A 22409-nucleotide genomic window follows, 5' to 3' on the forward strand; every position below is an offset into this window, starting at 1 on the left:
CTGTTTTTCCTTTGGGTTTTTGGTAAAGGAAGGGGCTGTTCTGTATATTTTCGTCTACAAAAAGGGGGTGTTTCTTGCTTTTAATTTAAAATTGTCAAATATTTTTTGTATATTCAGCAACTCAAATTGAAATTAACAACCTATTTTGAAAATGAATACAGGATTATATCGTTCGGAATTCGAGCATGACGCTTGTGGGATAGGGGCTGTCGTTAACGTGAAAGGAGTAAAAACCCACGAGACGATTAGCGATGCCTTATTCATGCTGAGCAACATGGAGCACCGCGGTGGTAGAGGGGCAGATCCTAAGACGGGAGATGGCGCGGGCATTCTCATACAGATTCCTCATAGTTTTTTAGCAGAGGTCACGCAGCGTTCGGGCATCACGCTTCCCGATGCTGGCCGCTACGGTGTGGGGATGGTGTTTTTCCCTCGCAATGCACAATTATATAAGAAGTCGAAGGAGCAGTTTAACGGACTTATCAAGCAGCATGGCTTTAAACTTCTAGGCTATCGACAGGTGCCCGTAGACGAAACAGTGCCGGGTTCTGGTGCTTTAGAAGTGATGCCGAATATCGAGCAGGTATTCGTTACGCATAAGGATGGGTTACAAGATATCGACCTCGAGCGTAAGCTGTATGTCCTGCGTAATGATGCGACGCATGTGATCAATAAGCAAATTCCAGGGGTCAATAATGCCTTTTATTTCGCTAGTTTCAGTGCGTTTACACTTATTTATAAAGGACAGCTTCGAACGGATCAGGTTTTACCCTTCTATAAGGATCTCCAAAACAACAAAATCGCTTCCGCATTAGCGGTGGTGCATTCGCGTTTCAGTACGAATACCTTTCCAAACTGGCGCTTAGCGCAGCCTTTCCGCTTTTTATCCCATAATGGGGAAATCAATACGATTCGGGGGAACCTGAATAAGATGAAATCGAAGGAGTCGCTGATGCGCTCGGTAAACTTCACGGACGAGGAGATCGCCAAGCTACTTCCGGTTACGAATAAGCAGAATTCTGATTCTGCGAACCTCGACGCACTGGTGGAGCTATTGGCGCTGAGCGGCCGCTCACTCCCGCATGTGATGATGATGCTGGTGCCTGAAGCCTGGCAGGATAATCATCTGATGGATAAGGATCGTAAGGCTTTTTATAAATTCCATGCCTCCATGATGGAGCCTTGGGATGGTCCTGCGGCACTTTTGTTTACAGATGGGAAGACGATCGGTGCGACTCTAGATCGAAACGGGTTGCGACCACTGCGCTATTTAACGACGAGTGACGATCGACTTATAATTTCTTCCGAGGTGGGTGCCTTGCCTGTTCGAGAGGCTACGGTCTTAGAAAAAGGTCGGATTTCTCCGGGTCGCATGCTGTATGTGGATCTCGGTAAGGGCAAGCTCATGTTCGATGAAGAGGTGAAGCAGCTGGTCACCGCGAATAAGCCGTATGAGACCTGGATAAATGAGCAGCGTCTGAAATTGAGGCTCATCGCCCCGCCTGAGAAACTGAAGTTCCCGTATGCGCTGGATCGCCTAAAAATGCGTCAGACGGCTTATGGCTATACAGCGGAAGAGTTGCGGGTGGTTTTGGCCCCTATGGGCCAAAGTGGACAGGAAGCTATCGGATCCATGGGTGCGGATACACCACTGGCAGTACTTTCTAAACAGAGTCAACACATTTCAAATTATTTTAAGCAGCTTTTTGCGCAGGTGAGTAATCCACCTATCGACCCGATTCGAGAGCGACTGGTCATGTCGTTATTTACGCGTATCGGAGAGAGTCATAATATTTTGGACGAAAGTCCAAGGCACGCGAAGCAGATACACATTTCGCAGCCTGTTTTATTAAATGAAGATTTAGAAAAACTATACCATTTAGAAGGAGAGGGGTACAGAAGCATCACGCTGAAGGCACTTTTCGTGGCAGATCATGAGCCAGGAAGGCTTTTACAGGCGCTGGATCAACTGTGTGCTGAAGCGGAAGCAGCGATTTATGATTGTAAAAACATCATTATCATCTCGGATCGAAATTGTGATGAGGGGCATGCACCGATTCCTAGTTTATTAGCTATAGGTGCGGTCCACCATCATTTGGTAAAGAAAAAATTACGTACGCGTGCGGGCTTAGTGCTCCAGTCAGGAGACATTCGTGAGACCCATCATTTTGCCACGGCAATCGGTTATGGTGCGAGTGCTATCAACCCCTACCTTGCTTTAGAGACCCTTAAGGATTTAAATGAAAAAGGGCAGCTGGGCGGAGAGTCTCTTCCTCAGGAAACGCTGTTTAAAAACTATCAGTATGCCATCGGCAAAGGGCTGTTAAAGGTACTTTCGAAGATGGGCATTTCCACTTTGCAGTCCTATCAGGGGGCGCAAATATTCGAGGCTATCGGCTTAGGGCCAGAGGTTATCGATCGCTGCTTTAAGGGTACGATCAGCAGGATTTCGGGTATTAGCTTCGATGAGTTAGCAGAAGAGGTGCTCATTCGCCATCGCGCAGCTTTTAAGGGAAGTGGTCCGGTGTTAGAAACCGGAGGTGTTTATCAGTGGAAGCGGCGAGGAGAGAAGCACTTGTTTAACCCAGAAACGATTCACCTCTTACAGAAATCTACCCGTTTAGGGGATTTTAATCTCTATAAGAAGTTCGCTCAAAAGATTAATGATCAGACACGCGATGCGCTTACGCTGCGAGGTTTGTTTGAGTTTAAGAAGCGTATCGCGATACCGGTAGAAGAAGTGGAGCCGGCTAGTTCGATTATGCGTCGTTTTGCGACGGGAGCGATGTCTTTCGGTTCTATTTCGCATGAGGCTCATACCACGCTTGCGATCGCGATGAATCGTATCGGTGCGAAGAGTAATAGTGGTGAAGGAGGTGAAGATGAAATACGTTTTGAGCGCAAGCCTAACGGTGACTGGGAGCGTTCTGCCATCAAGCAGGTGGCTTCGGGTCGTTTCGGTGTGACGAGTAATTATCTGGCGAATGCGGATGAGATTCAAATTAAAATGGCGCAGGGGGCGAAACCTGGAGAGGGTGGACAGCTTCCTGGGCATAAAGTAGATGAGTGGATTGGTCGCGTGCGTCACAGTACGCCAGGAGTAGGATTGATTTCCCCTCCCCCACATCATGATATCTACTCTATCGAGGATTTAGCGCAGCTTATTTATGATTTGAAAAACGCGAATCGTAAGGCACGTATTAATGTGAAGCTTGTTTCTCAGGCGGGAGTAGGTACGGTGGCCGCTGGTGTGGCAAAGGCACAGTCCGACGTAATCTTGATTTCAGGTGCTGACGGAGGAACAGGGGCCTCGCCTCTAAGTTCTATCCGCCATGCTGGTCTCCCTTGGGAGCTGGGCCTATCTGAAGCGCATCAGACCTTGGTGAAAAATAATTTGCGCTCGCGCGTGACCTTACAAGCGGATGGACAGATGCGTACAGGGCGGGACATCGCTATAGCGACGCTTTTAGGGGCTGAAGAGTGGGGCGTTTCTACGGGCGCGCTTGTGGTAGAAGGGTGTATTATGATGCGGAAGTGTCACCTGAATACCTGTCCTGTGGGTATCGCTACCCAAAATCCAGAGCTTCGTAAGCTGTACACGGGAGATCCAGATCATGTGGTCAACTACTTCAATTTCTTGGCAGAAGATCTTCGTGAGATTATGGCTTCACTAGGATTCCGAACAGTGGATGAGATGGTGGGCCAAAGCGATGTGCTAAAGGTGGTTTCTAACCTACAGCATTGGAAGTGGGATAAGGTGGATTTTACGCCTATTTTCCATAAGGTGGAGGTGCCCGACCATGTAGGGATTTACAAGCAAATCGATCAGGAATTTGGTCTGAAAAAGGTACTTGATCGGCAGCTGCTTAAAGTAGCGGTGCCGGCACTGGAGCAGGCGACAGCAGTAAAAGGCTCTTTTGAGATTAAGAACACGGACCGTACTGTCGGGGCGATGCTTTCCCATGAGGTTTCCAAGATTTACGGAAGTCCAGGTCTTCCAGAGGATACGATTCAGATCAAGTTTCGTGGCTCGGCTGGGCAGAGTTATGGTAGTTTCTTAACGAAGGGTATTCGTTTCGAGCTGGAAGGGGAGGCGAATGATTACTTCGGTAAAGGACTTTCTGGAGGAAAGCTCATCGTGTACCCGAGTCGTAATGCGAATTTCAAGGCTGAGTCTAATATCATCATCGGGAATGTGGCTTTTTATGGGGCTACCTCTGGTGAGGCTTATATTAATGGTAAGGGAGGCGAGCGATTCTGTGTGCGAAACTCGGGTGTGAAAACAGTGATCGAGGGTATAGGAGATCACGGTTGTGAGTACATGACGGGAGGTATGGTGCTGAATTTAGAGGGAGATAGGCCGAAATTTTGCAGCAGGTATGAGTGGAGGTATCGCGTATATTCTGAAGGAGTATACTTACCTCGTGAATACGGAGATGGTCGATTTAGATCCCTTAAATGAAGATGATTTCGTGACGATAAAGACAGCGTTACAGACGCACGTAACAGGTACAGGAAGCGTTCTAGGACAGACTTTCTTAGACGATTGGGAGACACGTAAGGTAGACTTTATCAAGGTAATCCCGAGGATTATAAAGAAGTATTACGTAAGCGAGCAGTTGAAAAATCAAAAACATTAGTGTAAGATGGGAGCGAAAGAAGGATTTATAGCTTATAAGCGGGAGACGCCAGAGACGCGTAGCCCTGAGGAAAGAAAAAAAGATTATAAGGAAATATATGTGCCGTTTTCTGGGGAGAAGTTAAACCAACAGGCGGCGCGCTGTATGGACTGTGGCATACCTTTCTGCCACTCGGGCTGTCCGCTGGGAAATGTTATCCCAGATTTTAATGAAGCAGTTTATCAGCAAGAGTGGGAAGAGGCGTATCGAATTTTACGGTCAACGAATAACTTCCCTGAGTTTACAGGACGTATCTGTCCAGCACCATGCGAGGCTTCCTGTGTGTTAGGTATCAATAAGGATCCGGTTACGATCGAGTTAATTGAGAAAAATATAGCAGAAAAAGCCTTTGAGCTGAACTTGGTTCAGCCGGCCCCACCGGCTACGCGAACGGGTAAACGCGTGGCTGTAATCGGCTCTGGACCTGCTGGCTTAGCCGCTGCAGACCAGCTGAATCAAGCGGGGCATGAAGTTACTGTATTTGAGAAAGACCATAAGGTGGGCGGGCTCTTACGTTATGGCATCCCGGATTTCAAGATGGAAAAATGGGTAATCGATCGTAGAATCGAGGTTATGGAGCAAGAGGGTGTGCAGTTTAAAACGGATGTCACCATAGGCCAGACGATCGAAGCAAGTGCCATTTTAGCAGATTTTGATGCTGTGGTTTTAGCGACAGGAGCAGCCCAGCCACGCGCCTTACCTATTCCCGGTGCAGACCTGAAGGGAGTGCACTATGCTATGGATTTTTTAGGACGTCAAAATCAGGTAATCGGTGGAGAAATCGAAGAGAATCCTATTTCTGCTGCCGGAAAGCATGTGATCGTCATCGGTGGCGGTGATACGGGTAGTGACTGTATCGGTACTTCTAATCGTCATGGAGCGGCTTCGATCACGCAGCTGGAGTTACTTCCAGAGCCTCCAAAACAGCGTGCGGTGGTGAACCCTTGGCCAGAATGGCCAATGACCCTACGCACTTCCTCCTCGCATGAAGAAGGTGCAGAGCGAAAATTCTCTGTACTTACAAAGCAGTTTTTAGGCGATGAAGCAGGTCAGGTGACTGGTTTAGAGCTGGTAGATATCGAATGGAAACATCTTGATGGACGTATGCAGTTCGTGGAAATTCCAGGGTCAAATCGCGTGGTGCCTTGTGATCTCGCCTTTTTAGCGATAGGATATACAGGTCCGGCACAGGATGGTCTACTCGGTGCATTTGGTGTACAGACCCAAGAGAACACACTGCCGAAAACTGGAAAAAATATTCCTTATGCGAGCACAAATGCGAAGGTGTTTTTAGCTGGTGATATGCGTAGAGGGCAGTCCCTTGTCGTTTGGGCTATTTCAGAAGGACGTGAAGCTGCCGTTGCCGTGGATGAATATTTAATGGGTGAAAGCACGCTGCCGCGGAAAGATGAGGGTTATTTCGATATTTCGAAACCTTATGTGGAAGAAAAACAGTAAGCAAATTTTTAATTTGAATCGTTTTAGTTTGATGATAGGGTGACACAGCCCCTGAAAGCACCTCCTCGGAGGTGCTTTTTGCTTTTGCTGTTAGTGCGCTTTGAAAAATAAAAAGCTCTTGGAGCTTTGCTCTGTTCGCCTTTATCGAGGGCCATGGTATACTCATTTTTTCACAGGCTCACCTATTGGTACAGCATGAGGCTCCGCTAACTATACCCGACCGAGTTTAAGGCCATGTAGGCCATGCACTTACAGGCGGGTTAGAAGTAGGGGGCGTACCAGGGGAGGGTATTTGTGGAAATGCTGGCGGCTGCGGCTGAATGATCTTTACTGGTGTCAGTGCAGGAATCCCGTTGGTGGTAGAAAACACCTCTTGCGTGCCGTTCGGCTGGCTGCGAATCACTTTGGCGGGCGCTACTTCGGGAACCCCAAAGCGCGTATTGAACAGCTCTTGGGTGCCATTTGGCTGTGTTCGAATCACTTGTGCGGGTGCTACCTCCGGTATTCCGAAGCTTGTTGTGTTAAAGACCTCCTGAGTACCATCCGCACGTGTCCGGATTACTTGTGTGGGAGCGATTTCCTGAACGCCGTTTGTTACACGAAATACTTGGCGGGAACCGTCTGCCTGCGGCCGGATGACATGAGAGGGGTTTAGCTCTCGAACTCCATTAGTGGTCTGGAAAATTTCTACTGTTCCATCCGGCTGCTTCCGAACCGTTTGACTGGGTGTAACGTTAGGGAGCCCAGCATGCGTAGGGAAAATATGTGCTTCCTGCACCCTGCCGCTATTAGAGGGAGAAGTTTGGGCAGACGAATTTGCTCTTTTGGCCTCACCCTCTGAAACCTTCTTCTTTCTAAAATTTTTTATAAAAATGAGCTCTAAGCGTTGAATGTCCGGCATCTGTGGAAAATCTGGCATAGGTTCTATCCACATCATAGGTTGTATTCCTTTAAAAGGTTCTATACCCTTCATAGGTTCTACTCCTTTAAAAGGTTCTATTCCCTTTATAGGTTGTATTCCTGTAAAAGGATCTATTCCCTTCATAGGCTGTATTGCCATTACGGGCTGAATCGGCTGTATAGGTTGTACAGCAGGAAGGGGTCTTGGCGGCGGCATGAAGTTACGAATGTCATTTTGCGCCTGCGCAAAGGGAAATAAGCCCAGCAACAGAAAGGCTACAAAAAGTGCGTGTACGGGTAGCTGTTTCATTCCTTTAACCATTGATCTACACTTATATACGTAGTTGGTGCCGAAAGGGTTAGCAAAAAAAATCCCTCCGGTGGTGGCCGGAGGGAGGCGAAAAGGGATCAATTTAGGTTTTTAGGCCCGCCCCTTCTCTGTTGCATACGTTTACGCTGCTGCTGGCGAACGTCCTGCTGCCCCTTTCGGTAGGCTTGCCAGTTCGCCCACTGTTCTTCGCTTAGTATCTCCTGAATACCCGCTTGAAACTGTTTCTGCTGCTGTTCCCGATTTTTCCGCATGCTTCCTGCTGCTGCATACGATTTTCTCGCTGCTCTCCCATGAGCGCTTCTAATGCGGCTACCTGCTCAGCGTCAAGCTCAAGCACCTCGGACATGCGTTCGATGGGCCCTTTTCCGGCTTCCTGTCCTCCCCTGGGGCCATACGGTCCCTGCTGTGCAAAGGCGCCCTGTAAGCCAAAGAGGAAAATACCTATAATTATTACTTTGATCGTGTTCATTTTCAGTTTTTTTTAGTGTTGTAAGGTTTAGTAAAGATTCGAATCTACTGTTTAGATGTGCTGCCGTATTAAAGGTTTAAAGAGGTCTTGCGTTTTTTTTTGCGCCGGGGCGCAAAGGGAACGCTTTTTTCACTCCTTTCCAGGCTAAAAATGCCTTTCCACTATCCACTGGAGGGAAAGATTTACTATTTTTACGGGAATAAATTTAGCTGAAACGTTATGGGAAGAGCATTTGAATTTCGTAAGGAACGAAAATTTAAACGTTGGAGTAAAATGTCAAAAGTCTTCACGCGCCTGGGAAAGGAAATCGTGATGGCGGTAAAGGCGGGCGGTCCTGATCCAGCGACGAATGCCAAGTTACGTACGGTGATTCAGAACGCGAAGGGTGCGGCCATGCCGAAAGATCGGATCGAGGCGGCGATTAAGCGTGCGTCGAATAAGGATGAGAAGGACTATGAAGAGGTGCTTTACGAAGGATATGGCCCTTACGGCATCGCCATCTTAGTAGAGACGTCGACCGATAATACGAACCGAACAGTGGCGAATGTGCGGCATTATTTTTCCAAGTATGGGGGCTCCCTTGGAACTTCTGGCTCGGTTTCGTTTATGTTTACACGCAAGGCAGTGTTCCGCTTTCCTCAGAATGACCTGAATATCGAAGAGCTGGAGTTAGAATTAATTGACTTCGGACTGGAAGAGCTCGCTGAAAATGAGGGTGAGTTTTTCGCTTACACAGCATTCGAAGATTTCGGCAATATGCAGAAAGCGCTGGAGGAGCGTGGAATCGAAGTGACGAATGCAGATTTTCAGTGGTTCCCAAGTACGACCATCGCGCTCGATGAAGCACAGGAGGAAGAGTTGAATAAATTAATAGAAAAAATCGAGGAAGACGATGATGTGAATCAGGTCTTCACTAACCTGGCCTAAACACCCCGGTCGTATGCAGTTTCCAAAAAGAAGAAATATAACCTCGGAGCACCTTCAAAAATTTCACATTATAGTAGGGAGTAAAAATCCTGTCAAGCAAGCCAGTGTGCACGATGGTTTCAGTCAGGCGTTTATGGCGGACCTATTGGTTCAGGGTTTAGATGTGGACTCTGGGGTAGCGGATCAGCCTTTTGGTGATGCGGATACCTTTCAGGGGGCGCTAAATCGTGCCCAAAATGCTAAAAATGCTTTTCCAGAAGCGGACTATTGGGTAGGTATCGAAGGCGGAGTCGGGCATGTGGGCGAGGAGTTGGAGGCCTTTGCATGGATCGTAATCTTGGATCGTGAAGGTAAGCGTGGCAAGGCGCGGACAGCCTCTTTTATTTTGCCGAAAGTGATTCAAGAGCTAGTCGAGCAAGGTATGGAATTAGGGCAGGCAGATGATCAGGTTTTTCAGCGGCAGCAATCCAAGCAGGGCTCCGGTGCTGTAGGAATACTAACGAAAGGCGCCTTAACACGTAGAACATATTATGGTCAGGCCGTGTTATTAGCCTGTATTCCATTTATTCAGTCGAATTTATATGGGGATAGATAGGTTAAATAGCCCATAGTTTTTTTCGATTGGTTTTATAATTCAATAAATATTATCTTTGTGTCATCCATTAAGTACTAAACCAATAACAATATGCTACAGGAATTAGAATCAGATAGTTTAGGCCAATTAGTGGCAGATAACGATAAAGTGATCGTGCAGTATGGTGCACCTGGTGTGGAGCTTGTCGAATCATGAAGCCTAAAATGAAGCGTTTATCCGGCGATTACGAGGGCGTTACCTTTGTATATGTAGATGCGGAGAAGCATCCGGAATCACGTAAAATGGCTGAGGTGACGAATTTGCCGACTTTCGCAGCCTTTAAAGGTGGAAGCTTAGTTAATCAGATTCAAACGAATAAAGAAGAAGCACTTAAAGCATTAATCGATGAGGTTACCACTAATTAAGCAGATCGTTTCTTTTATCGAGTCTAATGATGAGGACTGGGTAAATGAAACTATAGAGCTACTGGAAAACATTTCCGAAGTTTCTTCGTTAAAAGATGAAGAAATAGAGGTAATAGGCGAATTATTATCGAATATGTACGGCTCCCTGGAAGTAAATCAAATGATTAAGGGAGGAATGGACAAGAAAGAAGCCATGAATACGTTTATGAAGCGTGTTATGGGAGCGATAGATAAGTAAGCTGAGTCTGTTTAATCACCCGAAAAACATTCTTTAGCGTGATGGAAGCCCTCGGGCTTCCATTTTTATTTTTCCCGATCTGCAGTGGCCGGATGAAGCTGTAGCAAGAAATTTTCGAGTGCCTGCCCGGGGTCTTCGGCAGCATCCCACTGTGCGCCAGCATAATTTTCATCACGTACCAGAAACTTGATGTAATATTTCGTGACGATCCGCTGGGTGTTACGGTCTGCTGGCACTGGAAATCCCATGCTCTCCATAAGGTCACTTTCACGCCCCTCTAATTTACTAAGGATAAATTGGATGCGTTGATTAAGAAGACTTTGCCGCTCCTGCGGCTGATCTAAAAATACAAAACGATGCGGATAATAGGCTTCGAAAAGCCGCTCTAGGTCCTGCTGTTCCTTCGTGCGCTCTAGGGCGATGCGGCTTTCACTGAGGCCGAGTCGATCGTAGCGGAAGTTATTTAAGAGTCCCGCTCCTGCTTGAAAGCCTGCCAGGGGTATCCCGAGCGCGAAGACATCCAGATTTAGGGGTTTACTGCGCAAGAAGCGGGCGGATCCGGCATTTCCGGTAGAGCCAGCACTCGCTCCTGCCGCGCCCCCCGCGATGCTCGGGAATTCAGGCACCTGCAGCACGAGGAAGTTGGTGCTGCTAAGCTGCTGTCCGAGGGTTTCCATTTCGGCGTAGAAATCGCTCGCATTATTACTTTCGAGCTGCCAGAGTTCATCGACCCGTACCATTTCTCGGTTGGGCTGAAAAGGCATGATGCTGCAGGTGATCTTGCCGGAACTTTTTCGTGTGAGAATGGCGATTTTTTGTACTTGGCGCTGCGCAAAACCCGCTGCGAAGCGCTGCTGACTTTCTTCTGAAAGGGCTACTTCTTCGAGCTCAAAATATCCGATGGGATCAGCTCCCGCAGCTACTAAGGCGGGGTGTAGCGCTTCGGCTAGCTCTTGCCATTCCAAGTAGGGACTGGCATCTGGAGCGCCTGAAATCAGCACCATCATCTTCCCGCTAAAGAGGTCGGCAGGAGTGTTTTGACTGAGGACAGGGGTACTGTACCAAAGAAAAAAGGAGAGCAGAAGGAGTAAACGCAACATGGGTCTAAATTTCACTTATAAAATTAACGTAGAATTCGCATGATATTAGATTCGGGCGGAAGTTTTTCTCGAAAATGTTTCCACTATTAGTAGAATTCCATGAAATTTAGGGCATATTAAACCAAAGCACATGAAAACTATATTCCGATTATTCATACAAGGTGTTTTTGTCCTTTTCTTGTCCTTTGCGGCTCTGGCGCAGAGCTCCCCAGACACGGAGGCCATGCTGCGTGATTTTGAATACCTAGCTTCGGACGCACTGAAGGGCGCAAAACGGGCTCCGAGGGGAGTAAGATGGCCCAGAAACATATTATCGAAATTTTCGAGCAGGCTGGGCTGCGGTCCCAGTTTCCGGGTTACAAGCAGCCGTTCCGTTTTGAGGCCCGCAGGGAGCAAAAGGCCTATGAGGATGCTACAAACATCATCGGTTTTCTTCCCGGCACACGCTCCGAGAAACTTATCGTAATTATGGCCCATTACGATCACTTGGGTGAAAAAGAGGGGGAGATTTTTAATGGCGCGGATGATAATGCCTCCGGTGTAGCAGCCTCTTAGGAATGGTACGTTATTTTAGTACGAATCGCCCTGAAAACTCCATTCTTTTTGCAGTCGTGGATGCTGAAGAGCTCGGACATCATGGTTCTAGGGCCTTGGTGGCAGATTTTCCCTTTCCGATGAAGCAAGTGGAGGTGGTTATTAATATGGATATGCTGAGTCGATTCGATTTAGCGCGGGAGTTATGGGCGGTAGGAACAGCGCATTATCCTAAGCTGAAGCAGGTATTAGACCCTGTTCAGGCGGGTGCAGGGGATATCAAGCTCGTGTATGGACATGATACGCCAGGACCAGGTGACTGGACGATGGCTTCCGATCACGCCGCCTTCCATCGTGAAGGAGTACCTTTTATTTATTTTGGTGTGGACGATCATCCGGATTACCATAAAGCTTCAGATACTTTTGATCGGGTGGATCAAGAGGGCTTCGTTCAAGCATTTCGCTTGGTTTTAAATAGTGTTATAGGTCTGGATCAAGCGCTAACTGCGGGAAAATCTTTCCGTTAAACAAGGCGCATAAGCAGAACACCCGTGGCGGCACAAACTCTTCTTTCCAAACTTCTGATTTGGCGCTTGCGCCATTTAAGCACAAAAAACTTTGTTTTGCTGCTTAGTGCTGTGATCGGGATTATCTCGGGTTTGGCAGCGGTTTTTCTGAAGTGGGCCGTGCATGCGATTCAGCATTTTTTAACGCAGGATTTTAATGCGGCCTACGCCAATTTCTTTTATATTATCTACCCGTTAATCGGGATTTCCTTAGCGTATATAGTGGGTAATTACCTTCTAAGAGATGTAGGCGGTCACGGAATTCCGGATGTGCTTTACGCGATCAGTAAGCAGAATAGCTTGATTCCGCGGGTGAAAATGTTCAGCAGGGTGCTCACTTCAGCTCTCACAGTAGGTTTCGGTGGTTCTGTGGGCTTGGAGGCGCCTATCGTGATGACGGGCTCAGCCATCGGGTCGAATGTTGGGCTTACCATGCACCTGAATGCGAAAAAGCGGACATTGCTTATCGGCTGTGGTGCAGCGGGGGCGATTTCTGCGATTTTCGGCGCCCCCATCGGAGCGGTTATTTTTGCGATAGAGGTAATCTTATTGGAGGTGAGTGCGGGGAGCTTTATTCCGTTGCTGCTGGCTTCCGTTATGGGGTCTATCACGGCCCTATTATTCGCCGATTCGGGTAGTATTTTAGAAATTAACTTGCAAGACGATTTTTTAGCGGCTCACATGCCATATTACCTATTATTAGGGGTGTTTACGGGTTTAGTTTCCCTATATTTTAGTCGAATCGTGCTGCGTACTGAAAAGTTAATGGGGCTATTAGAGGAGCCTGCAGTAAAATTACTTTACGGGGGAGCGTTTATCGGTTTGATCATCTTTTTCTTTCCGCCCATTTATGGGGAGGGATATGAGACGCTAAATGCGCTGATCGCAAATGACCCTGCGCGAATACTTCAAAACTCCCCTTTTTTATCGGAGGTAGATAAGCCTTGTTCATTGTGCTCTTTTTAGGCTTAGTCCTGCTGGTTAAGCCGATCGCTTCGGCTATCACGATAGGAGCGGGAGGCAGTGGTGGAATTTTTGCACCCTCTCTATTTGCGGGAGCTATTGCAGGCTTTCTTTTTTCCTATGTCTTGAATTACCTCGGATGGCTTCCAGTCTCTCTTCCGGTGGCACACTTCACCCTGGTGGCGATGTGTGGTCTGATGAGTGGGGTGCAGCATGCGCCGCTTTCTGCTATCTTCTTAATCGCTGAGCTGACGGGTGGCTATGCCCTGTTTTTGCCGCTGATGCTGGTGTCTGCTATTTCTTTTCTTACGACCACTTACTTCGATAAGGCTTCCCTATACAAGCAGCAGCTGCAGGATACAGGGCGTTATATTCCAGAAAGCACGGATGAGGAGCTTTTAGACCAGATCGATCTGCGGAAAATAACGGAGAAAGACCTGCTTCCTACCGAACCGGAGGCCAGCTTGGCAGAACTCTGTGAACTCGTGAAAAAGTCAAAAAGGAATATTTTTCCTGTATTAGGAGCGGATGGTGCTCTGGTCGGAATCGTTACCTTAGATGATATCCGTACGATTATGTTTGACCCTGTAAAACAGCATCAGCTGCGAGTAAAAAACCTGATGCACAGTCCTCCTGACTTTATATTTTTAGGTGAAAATATGCAAATAGTTATGGGCAAGTTTGAGCGCTCTGGGGCGTGGAACCTCCCTGTTTTAGCGGATGGAAAATACTTAGGTTTTATTTCAAAATCGAGGATTTTCAATGCGTACCGCAAGCGCTTGATTAAACAAAATCAAGATTGATCAACGAAAAACTTTCTTCTTTTTTTCTCTGGATGCTGCCGATTTTTAAGGACTTGCATATTTTAAAATTCTCATTTTCAAACCGTTATCCACAAAATCAAATTTTTCTTTTATTTCACAAGCGCCTGAAATTCAGAGAGTTGTGGCTTTAATTTTATTCAATGTGGATAAGTGTGGATAAGTGTGGATAAATATTTTCAACCCGCGAATGACCGATTTTAGCCTTCTGAGCCGCTTTTTTACGAACGGTGAAACCCTGATTACATGTCTTCAGTTACATACATGATTGGAATCCAGCATATTTCCTTCGGTTTTCTTTCGAATCATCAATTTAGGCGACTCAATCCATTTTAGATACATGTGTATATGATCTTATTGTTACGTGATAAAGTACAAAAGCAAACCTAGATAGTCATGAAATTATTTTCTTTACTAATTGTCTGTTTTCTTGGTGCATCTCAGGCTTTTTGGGCGACCCTACCTAAAGCTGAAAGCGACTCGTTTACGATCATTAAGTTCCCGCAACTGGAGGCGCATATTCAAGCGCCCTCTGATCAGCTGCGGATTTATAATTTTTGGGCCACCTGGTGTGCGCCCTGCATTAAGGAAATGCCGCACTTCGAGTCTTTAGCCTCAGCTGACCCTAACGTGGACCTCTTCTTTATCAGCATGGACGATGGGCGCAAGCCGGAGCGGGTAACCTCCTTCATCGAAAGAAGAAAAGTGCAGCATCCTGTCCTGCTGTTAGATGATGTAGATTTTAATGCCTGGATCGATAAAATAGACCCTTCCTGGTCGGGGGCTATTCCTGCCACGCTCTTTGTAAAGGCGAATGGAGAAACCTATTTCCATGAGGGAGAGTTAAGTGAATCCGCACTATCTGAGTTAATTTCCACCCATAAATAAATATATCATGAAAAACCTACTCCGTTTCGGACTGTTTTGCTGCCTACTGGCAGTGGGCGCAGCCGCCTCTGCACAGGATAGCCAAGGGCTAAAGATAGGCGATAAGGCCAGCGACTTTAAGTTAAAGAGTGTCGATGGCTCTTGGGTTTCCCTTAGTGGTCTCTCGAATGCGAAAGGCGCCATCGTGATTTTCTCCTGCAACTCCTGCCCCTATGTAGTGGCTTATGAGGACCGCATGATCGCGTTGCACGAGAAATTTGCCCCAGAGGCTACCCCGTCATCGCCATTAACCCGAACGATCCGAAGGTAAGTCCGGGCGATTCGTATGAGAAAATGCAGGAGCGCGCGCGCGATAAGGGCTTTCCCTTCCCTTATGTCTACGATGAGACACAGGAGGTGATAAAGGCCTATGGAGGCACACGCACGCCGCATGTTTATCTGCTGCATAAGGAGGCCGATGCGTTCGTGGTGAAGTATATCGGCGCTATCGATAATAACTACCAAGATGCCAGCGCTGTGACGGAGCGCTACGTGGAAGATGCTATGGCGGCGATCATGCAAAATAAAAATGTGGCAGTGACCACTACTAAGGCGATCGGCTGTACCATCAAGTGGACGCCGACGGGAGAAGAGGAATAGGCTCACTTTCTTCGTCTGTCCTACTTCCTAGACAAAAAAACCTTTCGAATTTTAAGGATTCGAAAGGTTTTTCTTTTTATTTGGGCATTTGTGACTTCTCAGTGGCGGCTGTCGCGCAAAGTAAGCGCCCTTACCGCCTCTTTAGATTCAGACCGCTTTCGCGGCATCCATTTGGTTGATGATATCTTCGTAATCCAACTTGTCCCAGTTTTGGGTAATGAGTGGATCGGCCAGAACTTGTCGCATGATCGCATCCTGCAGCTGTCCCTGCGCATAAGCCTCCGCATAGGGCATGTCGCTGAAGGTGACCATGGTGTACAGCGGCACCCACTCCTTCGGATAAAGGGCGTGCAGCTTGGCTTCGATTTTTTTACGGATCTGAAACTTAGGGTCCGCCACGGCATCACGCATTTCGATGAAGTTATCCAGGGCGAGCTGACAGATCGCATCCGTATTCGGCTTGCGTATTTTCTGGAACTTGGCGAAAATCAGCTCCCAAGCAGCGGTGCCGATTTTATCGATCAGGCTATCTAAGACAAAGACATCTTCGAAGCCACAGTTCATGCCCTGTCCGTAAAAAGGAACCATCGCATGGGAGGCATCCCCGATCAACAGGCATTTATTTTGTACCCAAGGGAAGCATTCGATGTTCACGAGGGCCGCCGTTGGATTTTTGAAGAACTCCTCCGCTAGATTTGGCATCAAGGCGAAGGCATCATCGAAGTAGGTGCGGAAGACGGTTTCTACGTCACGGGCATCTTGGATTTTTTCGAAGCAGACCTTGGTGCCTCGAAGGGCAAAAACAGGGTGCAGGTAAAGGAACCATCCGGATTGGGAAGGGCAATCAACATAAACTTGCCCCGTGGCCAAATGTGTAAGGCATTCGGATCCATGGCGAAGCCACCATTCTCGCGAGCTGGGATGGTGAGTTCCTTATAGCCATGTGAGATATATTCTTGACGGAAATTAAAGCGAACTTGCTTTTGCATGGCCATGCGCAGGGAGGAGTACGCGCCATCGGAACCGATGATGACTTCTGAGGAAACCTTTTTAGGTCCAGCAGGGGTGTTAAAAAGAATTTCACGCTTCTCCAAGTTGACGTCTTCACAGCGATGCTCGAAGTGATAGGCAGCACCTACCGCCTCCGCCTCCTCGATGAGCAGCTGGTTGAATTTCTTGCGGGAAATGGAGTAGATGGCTTGATCTTCTTTGCCGTAAGGCATAAAGCTCGTATTTCCATGCTCATCGTGAATCCGGCGCCCGTACATCGGAATGGCTAAGGGCATGACTTTCTCACGAAGCCGATTTTATCCAGTGCACGCCAACCCCGATCACTGAGGGCCATGTTAATGGAGCGTCCCTCTTCGAGGAGTTCTTGCTGGCGGCCGTCAGCGCGCTTTTCATACACGTGTACGTCTAGCCCACGCTTTCTAAAGTAGATGCTGAGTAGGGAGCCGATCAGACCCGCACCCAGTATGTTTATTGCATTTGATTCTTTCGTCATCTTTACTTCCTGTTCAGGTAAACCGCTTCAGCTCTTCTTCGAGAAGCTGGGCGAAGCGGTACACCTCTTCATACTGATTATACATCGGGGTGGGTGCTATCCGAATGACATCGGGATGGCGCCAGTCCCCCACTACACCGCGGGCGTATAAGGCATCGAAAAGTGCCTTGCCCCCCTTTTTCACTTGTAGGCTGAGCTGGCAGCCACGCGCCTCTGGCTCTGCAGGGGTAATGATGCGTACCCACTCCTTCAGGGTGCCGATCTTCCCTAAGCAGAACGCTAAGTAGGCTGTTAATTGTTCACTTTTTTCCCTTAATCTTTTAATTCCTGCCTCCATAAAGAGGTCTAGTGCCGCCTGGTGCGCGTAGAGGGCCAAGACATTGCTATTCGCCAGCTGCCAGCCATCGGCACCGTACATGGGTTGGAAGCCTTTTTCCATCTTAAAGCGCTCGCCTTCATCGTGTCCCCACCAGCCGCCAAAGCGTGGTAGATCGGGGCGCTCCGCCCAGCGTTCGTGTACATAGATACCCGACACATTTCCAGGGCCAGAGTTGAGGTATTTATAGCTGCACCAGGTGGCGAAGTCTACACCCCAGGCATGGAGTTCCAGGGGGGCGTTTCCGATGGCATGTGCCAGATCGAAGCCGGCGAGGGCACCCACCGCATGGGCAGCAGCGGTGATGCGCTGCATATCAAAAAGCTGTCCAGTATAGTACTGAATGCCCGCCATCATGACCAGGCAAGCTCATCCCCCACCTCTCGGATCTTCGCTTCGATGTCTTCGGTACGCAGGGTCTGCTCCCCTTCTCGAGGCTGCAGTTCCACCAGACAGGCATCCGGGTCGAGGCCATGGTAGCGCAGCTGCGTCTCCAGGACGTAATAGTCGGAAGGAAAAGCGCCCGCTTCGGTGATGATTTTTACCCTTTTGCCCGAAGGGCGGTAGAAGGAGACCATCAGCAGGTGCAAATTACTCGTCAGGTTATTCATGGCCACGACTTCGTGTTCCTCTGCCCCGGTGAGCGCGGCTAGGGCGGGCTTGGATAACTGGCGAATGTGGTACCAAGCATCTTCGCCATAAAAGTGTCCGTCCACTGCCTTCGTGGCCCAGCTATCCAGGGCGCGCTGCAGGTATTCTGAGGTGCTCTTGGGCTGTAGCCCGAGTGAATTTCCACAGAAATAAAGGGCGGGCTGCCCATGCACCTGCGGGAAGTAATAGCGCTCACGGAAGCTACGTAGGGGGTCCTGCTTATCCAGCGCTTGCGCAAAGGCCAGGCCCTCCTGAAATATAAATGCTTTAGGGGTCGTCTCCATAGGGTTCGATTAGCGGGTCATAACGGTACCACAAGAGGAGCAGGTGGTGTGTGCGGGGTTCGACCAGAAGCGCTCCATGATAGGAGGCAGCTGGCTCACGATGTCAGTGATTTCTTCGAAATGCTTAAAGAGTTCGTGACCGCAGTTTTCACAGTGCCAGAGAAAGCCGTCTTGCTCCCCGGCTCTTCGGTAGCGCTCGATGACCAGCCCGACAGTGTCTGCCGGGCGGCGGGGGCTGTGGGGCACACGGGGAGGTAGTAAAAACATCTCTCCTTCTCGAATCGGGATGTCCACCACCTGTCCCTCTTCCACGATTTTCAAAACGATGTCGCCTTCTACCTGATAGAACAACTCCTCTCCTTCGTTATAATGGAAGTCAGTCCGGCTGTTCGGCCTCCGACCACCATCACGATAAAATCGTCATTTTTTAGGTAAACTTGTTGATTCCCTATCGGTGGGCGCAGTAAGTGCCGGTTTTCTGCTATCCACTGCGTAAAATTAAAAGGTCTGGCGATGGGCATTCTGGTATTTTTTTGGGAGATTTGCACGGCTTTTCTTTTCCAACAGGGAAAAGCTGTTGAGCGTATAACCGAATCAATCGGTAAAAGTATTAAAAAACACGCGGATTTTTGCCATAAAATTACCCAAACCCTTATGCTATCTTCATTTCCTATAGTGGATACCCACTGCGATCTCTTGTCGTATTTAGCTGTAGTGCCTCAGGCCGATCCGATGAAGGCGGATGCTATCGCCTGTGCACTGCCCCATCTGCAGGCGGGAGGTGTTCACTTACAGGTTTTCGCGATCTATACCGATGTGCGGCCTGGCAGTATGGCGCTGGCAGATCGCCAGGTGGCTGCTTACCAGCATCTTTTATCGGCGTACGCGGATCGGGTGCATGCGATGGAGGCGGGCAAGCTGCAGGACTTAAGCGCTCATCCGGGCATCGGTGCGCTGGCGGCGATCGAAAATGCGGCCGGGCTGGCGGAAGAAAATACCCCGCTGCCGCAGGCCCTTCAGCGGCTGAAAGCCATCCATCATGCAGTGGGCGGGCTGGCCTATATTTCCCTGACGCATCATACTGAAAATCGCTTCGGCGGAGGAAATTACACCGAGGGGGTGGGCTTAAAAGCGGATGGACAAAAGCTTTTGGATGCGATGGCGGAGCTCCACATTCCCATCGACCTGTCCCATACCTCGGACTTGCTCGCGGAGGGAATCCTCCAGCATATCGAGAAGGCAGGATTAACATTACCGGTTTTAGCCTCTCACTCGAACTTTCGGGCGGTGTGGCCGCATGCGCGTAATATCTCCGATGAGTTCGCACAGGAAGTGGTGCAGCGCGGGGGTGTCATCGGTATAAATTTTTTGAGAGCTTTTTTGGATACAGAGAATCCTGAGCGGATTTTTGCCCATATCGTGCATGGCATGGAGCGTTTTGGCCCAGAGGCCTTATGCTTCGGGGCGGATTATTTTTACACGAAAAACTTCCCTGACCCCTCTCGCCATCCTTTTTACTTCCCGAATGTAGAAAATGCCAGCTGTTATCCGAGCCTGCTGGAAAAATTGGCACAATACCTGCCCAGTGCGTATTTACCTAAACTTGCCTACCAAAATGCCGCTGCCTTTTTTCAGCGCCAGCGTCAGGTAGTGGAGGCGGGTCTTTTGCGCGGTTAGCGCAAAGCAGAGGTGAAGCATGCAGGATTTAACGCACAACGTACATGTCAAGTCATCATTTTGTAAAGGAACAACAGGAGCCGGCACTGCTGCTGCTCGATGTAGCGGGAGTGGATGCCGAGGCTATGGGCGCACTGCTGGAGTGGGCGCCGACGGTTTTAGTGGCGGAGGCAGTGCTGGAAAAGGTGCTGTCTTGGGGCGTTAAAATCGATGTGGCGCTGGTCTCAGAGGAGTTCGCGGCGCGGGAAACCGAGCTGCTGCGGGCGCACTACCCCCTGAAATTTTTACAGTGTACGCCAGAAACAGCCTACGCCACTGCGCTCCACTACCTGAAGGCCTCGAAGCATGAGGCGGTGCACGTTTTCGGGGATTTCGGCGCGCTGCGCCAAAGTGTCCTGGAGTTTACCTCTCAGCTAGGGGTGCAGCAACTCCTGTTTCAGGGGGATCAAAAGTTTACGCCTGTACAGAGTGGTCAGTGGAAAAAGTGGCGTACGCCCGGTCGTATCACGGTTATTCCGGAGACGGAGCTTTACTTGGAATTAACGCGTCCAGCACTCCCTGACATGAAACTGAAGGCGGAAAAGCCCGTGCAGCTGGTGCTAGATCATGAGGGGAACTATATCTTCACAGCGCTGGAGCAGCGGGTGTTTTGGGTGCAGGAGACTTGGTTTTAAGCCCTTCAGAGCGGCTGTTTAGGTGTTTTTTTTGCGCGGGAGCGCGCCTGTATGAAAAGTCTGAGTGAAAGGAAAGGCAACTAGTAGCGGCAGGCGGGGCGGTTCAGGAGGTAATGAAAATATACGGTGCCCAGGGCATAGCAGAGCACATCCCAGGGGTCGGCTGTATAGGTGCTCAAAAAGCGTGGCAGCAGGACCTCGAAGAGCAGGGAAAAGTAGAGCAGGCCGACGATGAGCTGTGCGGGGGTGAAAATGAAGGCCTCCCGCAATGGATGAATCCAGCGATAGACTTGCAGCGTGAGGCCGAAAACCACAGGCATGGCAAGAAGGTCATCTCCATAAGCATGGATGTAGGGCAGGTGGATTTCGAGCACGCGTTCGATGTACTGGTTGATCCAAAACAGCAGTGCCGGAACCCAGAAATAGGGGCTCAGCCACACGTGGAAGGTGTTGATGGCGCTTTTATGTGTGTCCATGGCTGTCCTGTTTGGTGGGTAAAATGTGGGGTCAGCCGGGTAGCACGGCGATCAGCCAGGCAATGAAGGTGATGATGCCCATGTAGATCGTGTAGAAGAAATTTCCAACCTGCTTGGCCAGCTTTACAGCCTCGGAGTCGCTTTCTTTGATGTAAAAAATCCACTGTTCTTCATTACGCTTGGTGTCGGCATCTCGTTTTTCCTGGTAGTCCAAGTCACGTCCGCCGAGTGGTTTTCCGCAGTGATCGCAGGCGTCACGCATGTCTCCATTCCAGGCGGACCATTCCCCGCAGTGGGGCATTTTTTCTCTCCCATGGTTACAAAATTAATGGATTAGGGCAAAAAGCAGGAGATTTTCTCCACTTTCCAGCCAGTACCAGGCAAAAAACAGGTTGAGCGCAGTGGCTGAAAGCCGATTCATCCACATGGCATGCGTATAATCGCAGTAGCGCTCGGGGTTTTGCCAGACTTTTCGCATCCAGTAGCCGAAAAACAGCAGGAGAGGACTTAAAAAGACGAAAAACCCGAGAGTTGCCCAGTTTTGGCCCGTGGCCCAAAAGTACCCCGCAAAGGCCAGACCAGAAAGTAGAAACCAGACTGCGGAGAAGCGGAAGGTGCCTTTTTTTCCGAGTAGGAGGCTGAGCGTTTGGTCCCCACGGCGCGCATCTTCCTCGTGCTGGTACACCTGTGTCAGCGGATAGGAGCCCATGAGCACAAAGGTGTCAGCAGCCCGGGGAGTGCATATTCGGGCCGGATGAGCAGTTCCAGCCCACCTGCTCCGAGTCCACTGAGGCTCATGATGAAGGTCAGGTAGCCCTGAAAGATTCCCGCGACGAGCCAGCTGCCAAAAGGATATTTTTTCAGACGTATGCTGGGGTGGGAATAGGCCATGGAGACCAAGCCGTACAGTAGCATGAGCAGGGTAAAGGGAAGGCTCACCGCCAGCCCAAGGAGCAGGGCGATGCCGAAAAAGAGCAAAGAAAGTGTATAAAGCCCTTTCGTGACTTTAGGTGGTGTCCGCAAGCCCCCGATGCTGCCCTCATCCTTATCGAAGTAGGAGTTATAGCCATTACTGGAGGGATATAGGAAGAGATGTAAACTAATGAATACCAGCAGAAAGCGTGTAGGATCCGGGTCCGGGATAAAAGCGAGCGCAAAAAGAAATACGGGAAGCAGGTAGTACGAAAAGGGGATGCGGAGGTGCTTCCAGTCCGCGGATTTAAAGGTAAGCGTCATCGATGCCATAACTTTTATG

The 22409-nt window shown here is 49.1% G+C and carries 16 protein-coding genes and 7 pseudogenes; 13 read left to right on the forward strand and 10 right to left on the reverse strand.

The window, feature by feature from the left end:
• Positions 1-151 precede the first annotated feature (151 nt).
• A pseudogene (gene gltB, locus A3SI_RS04725) lies at positions 152-4645 on the forward strand (glutamate synthase large subunit).
• Position 4646: 1 nt separating this feature from the next.
• Positions 4647-6137 carry a glutamate synthase subunit beta gene (locus tag A3SI_RS04730; protein ID WP_009053946.1) on the forward strand — a complete coding sequence of 497 codons (1491 nt, stop codon included), beginning with the start codon at positions 4647-4649 and terminating at the stop codon, positions 6135-6137.
• Between the two features lie 226 nt (positions 6138-6363).
• Here the strand turns inward: A3SI_RS04730 and A3SI_RS04735 are convergent, their stop codons facing one another.
• The gene (locus tag A3SI_RS04735; RefSeq protein ID WP_156810169.1) at positions 6364-7347 is read right to left on the reverse strand and encodes a hypothetical protein; all 984 of its coding nucleotides are present in this window, start codon (positions 7345-7347) and stop codon (positions 6364-6366) included.
• Between the two features lie 211 nt (positions 7348-7558).
• On the reverse strand, positions 7559-7837 hold the full coding sequence (locus tag A3SI_RS04740; RefSeq protein ID WP_009053948.1) for a hypothetical protein: 279 nt from the start codon (positions 7835-7837) through the stop codon (positions 7559-7561).
• Between the two features lie 219 nt (positions 7838-8056).
• On the opposite strand from A3SI_RS04740, the gene A3SI_RS04745 reads away from it, so the two are divergent.
• The 4 genes and pseudogenes from A3SI_RS04745 (at position 8057) to A3SI_RS04760 (ending at position 10001) form a co-directional block, all read left to right on the forward strand.
• Positions 8057-8764, forward strand: coding sequence for a YebC/PmpR family DNA-binding transcriptional regulator (locus A3SI_RS04745; RefSeq protein WP_040670174.1), 708 nt, complete (start codon positions 8057-8059; stop codon positions 8762-8764).
• Between the two features lie 13 nt (positions 8765-8777).
• Positions 8778-9359: an inosine/xanthosine triphosphatase gene (yjjX, locus tag A3SI_RS04750; protein ID WP_009053950.1), complete on the forward strand. Its 582-nt coding sequence runs from the start codon at positions 8778-8780 to the stop codon at positions 9357-9359.
• Positions 9360-9449: 90 nt separating this feature from the next.
• Positions 9450-9763: pseudogene (locus A3SI_RS04755) on the forward strand (thioredoxin family protein).
• Positions 9744-10001 (forward strand): DUF6952 family protein, encoded by a 258-nt coding sequence (locus A3SI_RS04760; protein WP_009053952.1) that lies wholly within the window; start codon positions 9744-9746, stop codon positions 9999-10001. Before A3SI_RS04755 ends, A3SI_RS04760 begins: the two are co-directional and overlap by 20 nt.
• 65 nt (positions 10002-10066) lie before the next feature.
• Here the strand turns inward: A3SI_RS04760 and A3SI_RS04765 are convergent, their stop codons facing one another.
• Positions 10067-11101, reverse strand: coding sequence for a hypothetical protein (locus A3SI_RS04765; protein WP_009053955.1), 1035 nt, complete (start codon positions 11099-11101; stop codon positions 10067-10069).
• Positions 11102-11569: 468 nt separating this feature from the next.
• Between A3SI_RS04765 and A3SI_RS20230 the strand changes: the two are divergent.
• From A3SI_RS20230 to A3SI_RS04785, 5 genes and pseudogenes are all read left to right on the forward strand, one after another.
• Positions 11570-12162 (forward strand): annotated as a pseudogene (locus A3SI_RS20230) (M28 family peptidase).
• A gap of 96 nt (positions 12163-12258) precedes the next feature.
• Complete coding sequence (locus A3SI_RS22170) at positions 12259-13167, forward strand: chloride channel protein (RefSeq protein WP_316929072.1); 909 nt, start codon at positions 12259-12261, stop codon at positions 13165-13167.
• Positions 13155-13967, forward strand: coding sequence for a chloride channel protein (locus A3SI_RS22175; RefSeq protein WP_009053958.1), 813 nt, complete (start codon positions 13155-13157; stop codon positions 13965-13967). Before A3SI_RS22170 ends, A3SI_RS22175 begins: the two co-directional genes overlap by 13 nt.
• A 414-nt stretch (positions 13968-14381) precedes the next feature.
• The gene (locus tag A3SI_RS04780) at positions 14382-14873 is read left to right on the forward strand and encodes a TlpA family protein disulfide reductase (protein WP_009053960.1); all 492 of its coding nucleotides are present in this window, start codon (positions 14382-14384) and stop codon (positions 14871-14873) included.
• A gap of 7 nt (positions 14874-14880) precedes the next feature.
• Positions 14881-15512: pseudogene (locus tag A3SI_RS04785) on the forward strand (thioredoxin family protein).
• Positions 15513-15659: 147 nt separating this feature from the next.
• On the opposite strand, the pseudogene A3SI_RS04790 reads toward A3SI_RS04785, so the two are convergent.
• The 3 pseudogenes from A3SI_RS04790 to A3SI_RS04800 form a co-directional block, all read right to left on the reverse strand.
• A pseudogene (locus A3SI_RS04790) lies at positions 15660-17016 on the reverse strand (FAD-dependent oxidoreductase).
• Between the two features lie 13 nt (positions 17017-17029).
• Positions 17030-18327 (reverse strand): annotated as a pseudogene (kynU, locus tag A3SI_RS23525) (kynureninase).
• 9 nt (positions 18328-18336) lie between these two features.
• Positions 18337-18848, reverse strand: a pseudogene (locus A3SI_RS04800) (3-hydroxyanthranilate 3,4-dioxygenase).
• Between the two features lie 133 nt (positions 18849-18981).
• On the opposite strand from A3SI_RS04800, the gene A3SI_RS04805 reads away from it, so the two are divergent.
• Both A3SI_RS04805 and A3SI_RS04810 read left to right on the forward strand, forming a co-directional pair.
• A complete protein-coding gene (locus A3SI_RS04805) occupies positions 18982-20004 on the forward strand; it encodes a dipeptidase (protein ID WP_040670176.1) in 1023 nt (340 codons plus the stop codon).
• Between the two features lie 44 nt (positions 20005-20048).
• Positions 20049-20678 carry a hypothetical protein gene (locus A3SI_RS04810; protein WP_009053971.1) on the forward strand — a complete coding sequence of 210 codons (630 nt, stop codon included), beginning with the start codon at positions 20049-20051 and terminating at the stop codon, positions 20676-20678.
• Positions 20679-20758: 80 nt separating this feature from the next.
• On the opposite strand, the gene A3SI_RS04815 is transcribed toward A3SI_RS04810, so the two are convergent.
• The 4 genes from A3SI_RS04815 to A3SI_RS22195 are packed head-to-tail and all read right to left on the reverse strand — an operon-like array spanning position 20759 to position 22390.
• Positions 20759-21154, reverse strand: coding sequence for a hypothetical protein (locus A3SI_RS04815; protein WP_009053973.1), 396 nt, complete (start codon positions 21152-21154; stop codon positions 20759-20761).
• Positions 21155-21185: 31 nt separating this feature from the next.
• Entirely contained in the window at positions 21186-21455 is a 270-nt protein-coding gene (locus A3SI_RS04820) for a hypothetical protein (RefSeq protein ID WP_040670178.1), read from the reverse strand.
• A 24-nt stretch (positions 21456-21479) separates the two neighbouring features.
• Complete coding sequence (locus A3SI_RS22190; protein WP_316929073.1) at positions 21480-21863, reverse strand: UbiA prenyltransferase family protein; 384 nt, start codon at positions 21861-21863, stop codon at positions 21480-21482.
• Entirely contained in the window at positions 21845-22390 is a 546-nt protein-coding gene (locus A3SI_RS22195) for a UbiA family prenyltransferase (RefSeq protein WP_316929074.1), read from the reverse strand. Before A3SI_RS22195 ends, A3SI_RS22190 begins: the two co-directional genes overlap by 19 nt.
• Positions 22391-22409 lie beyond the last annotated feature (19 nt).

Origin of the sequence: Nitritalea halalkaliphila LW7, assembly GCF_000265075.1 — a bacterium.
Lineage (GTDB): Bacteria > Bacteroidota > Bacteroidia > Cytophagales > Cyclobacteriaceae > Nitritalea > Nitritalea halalkaliphila.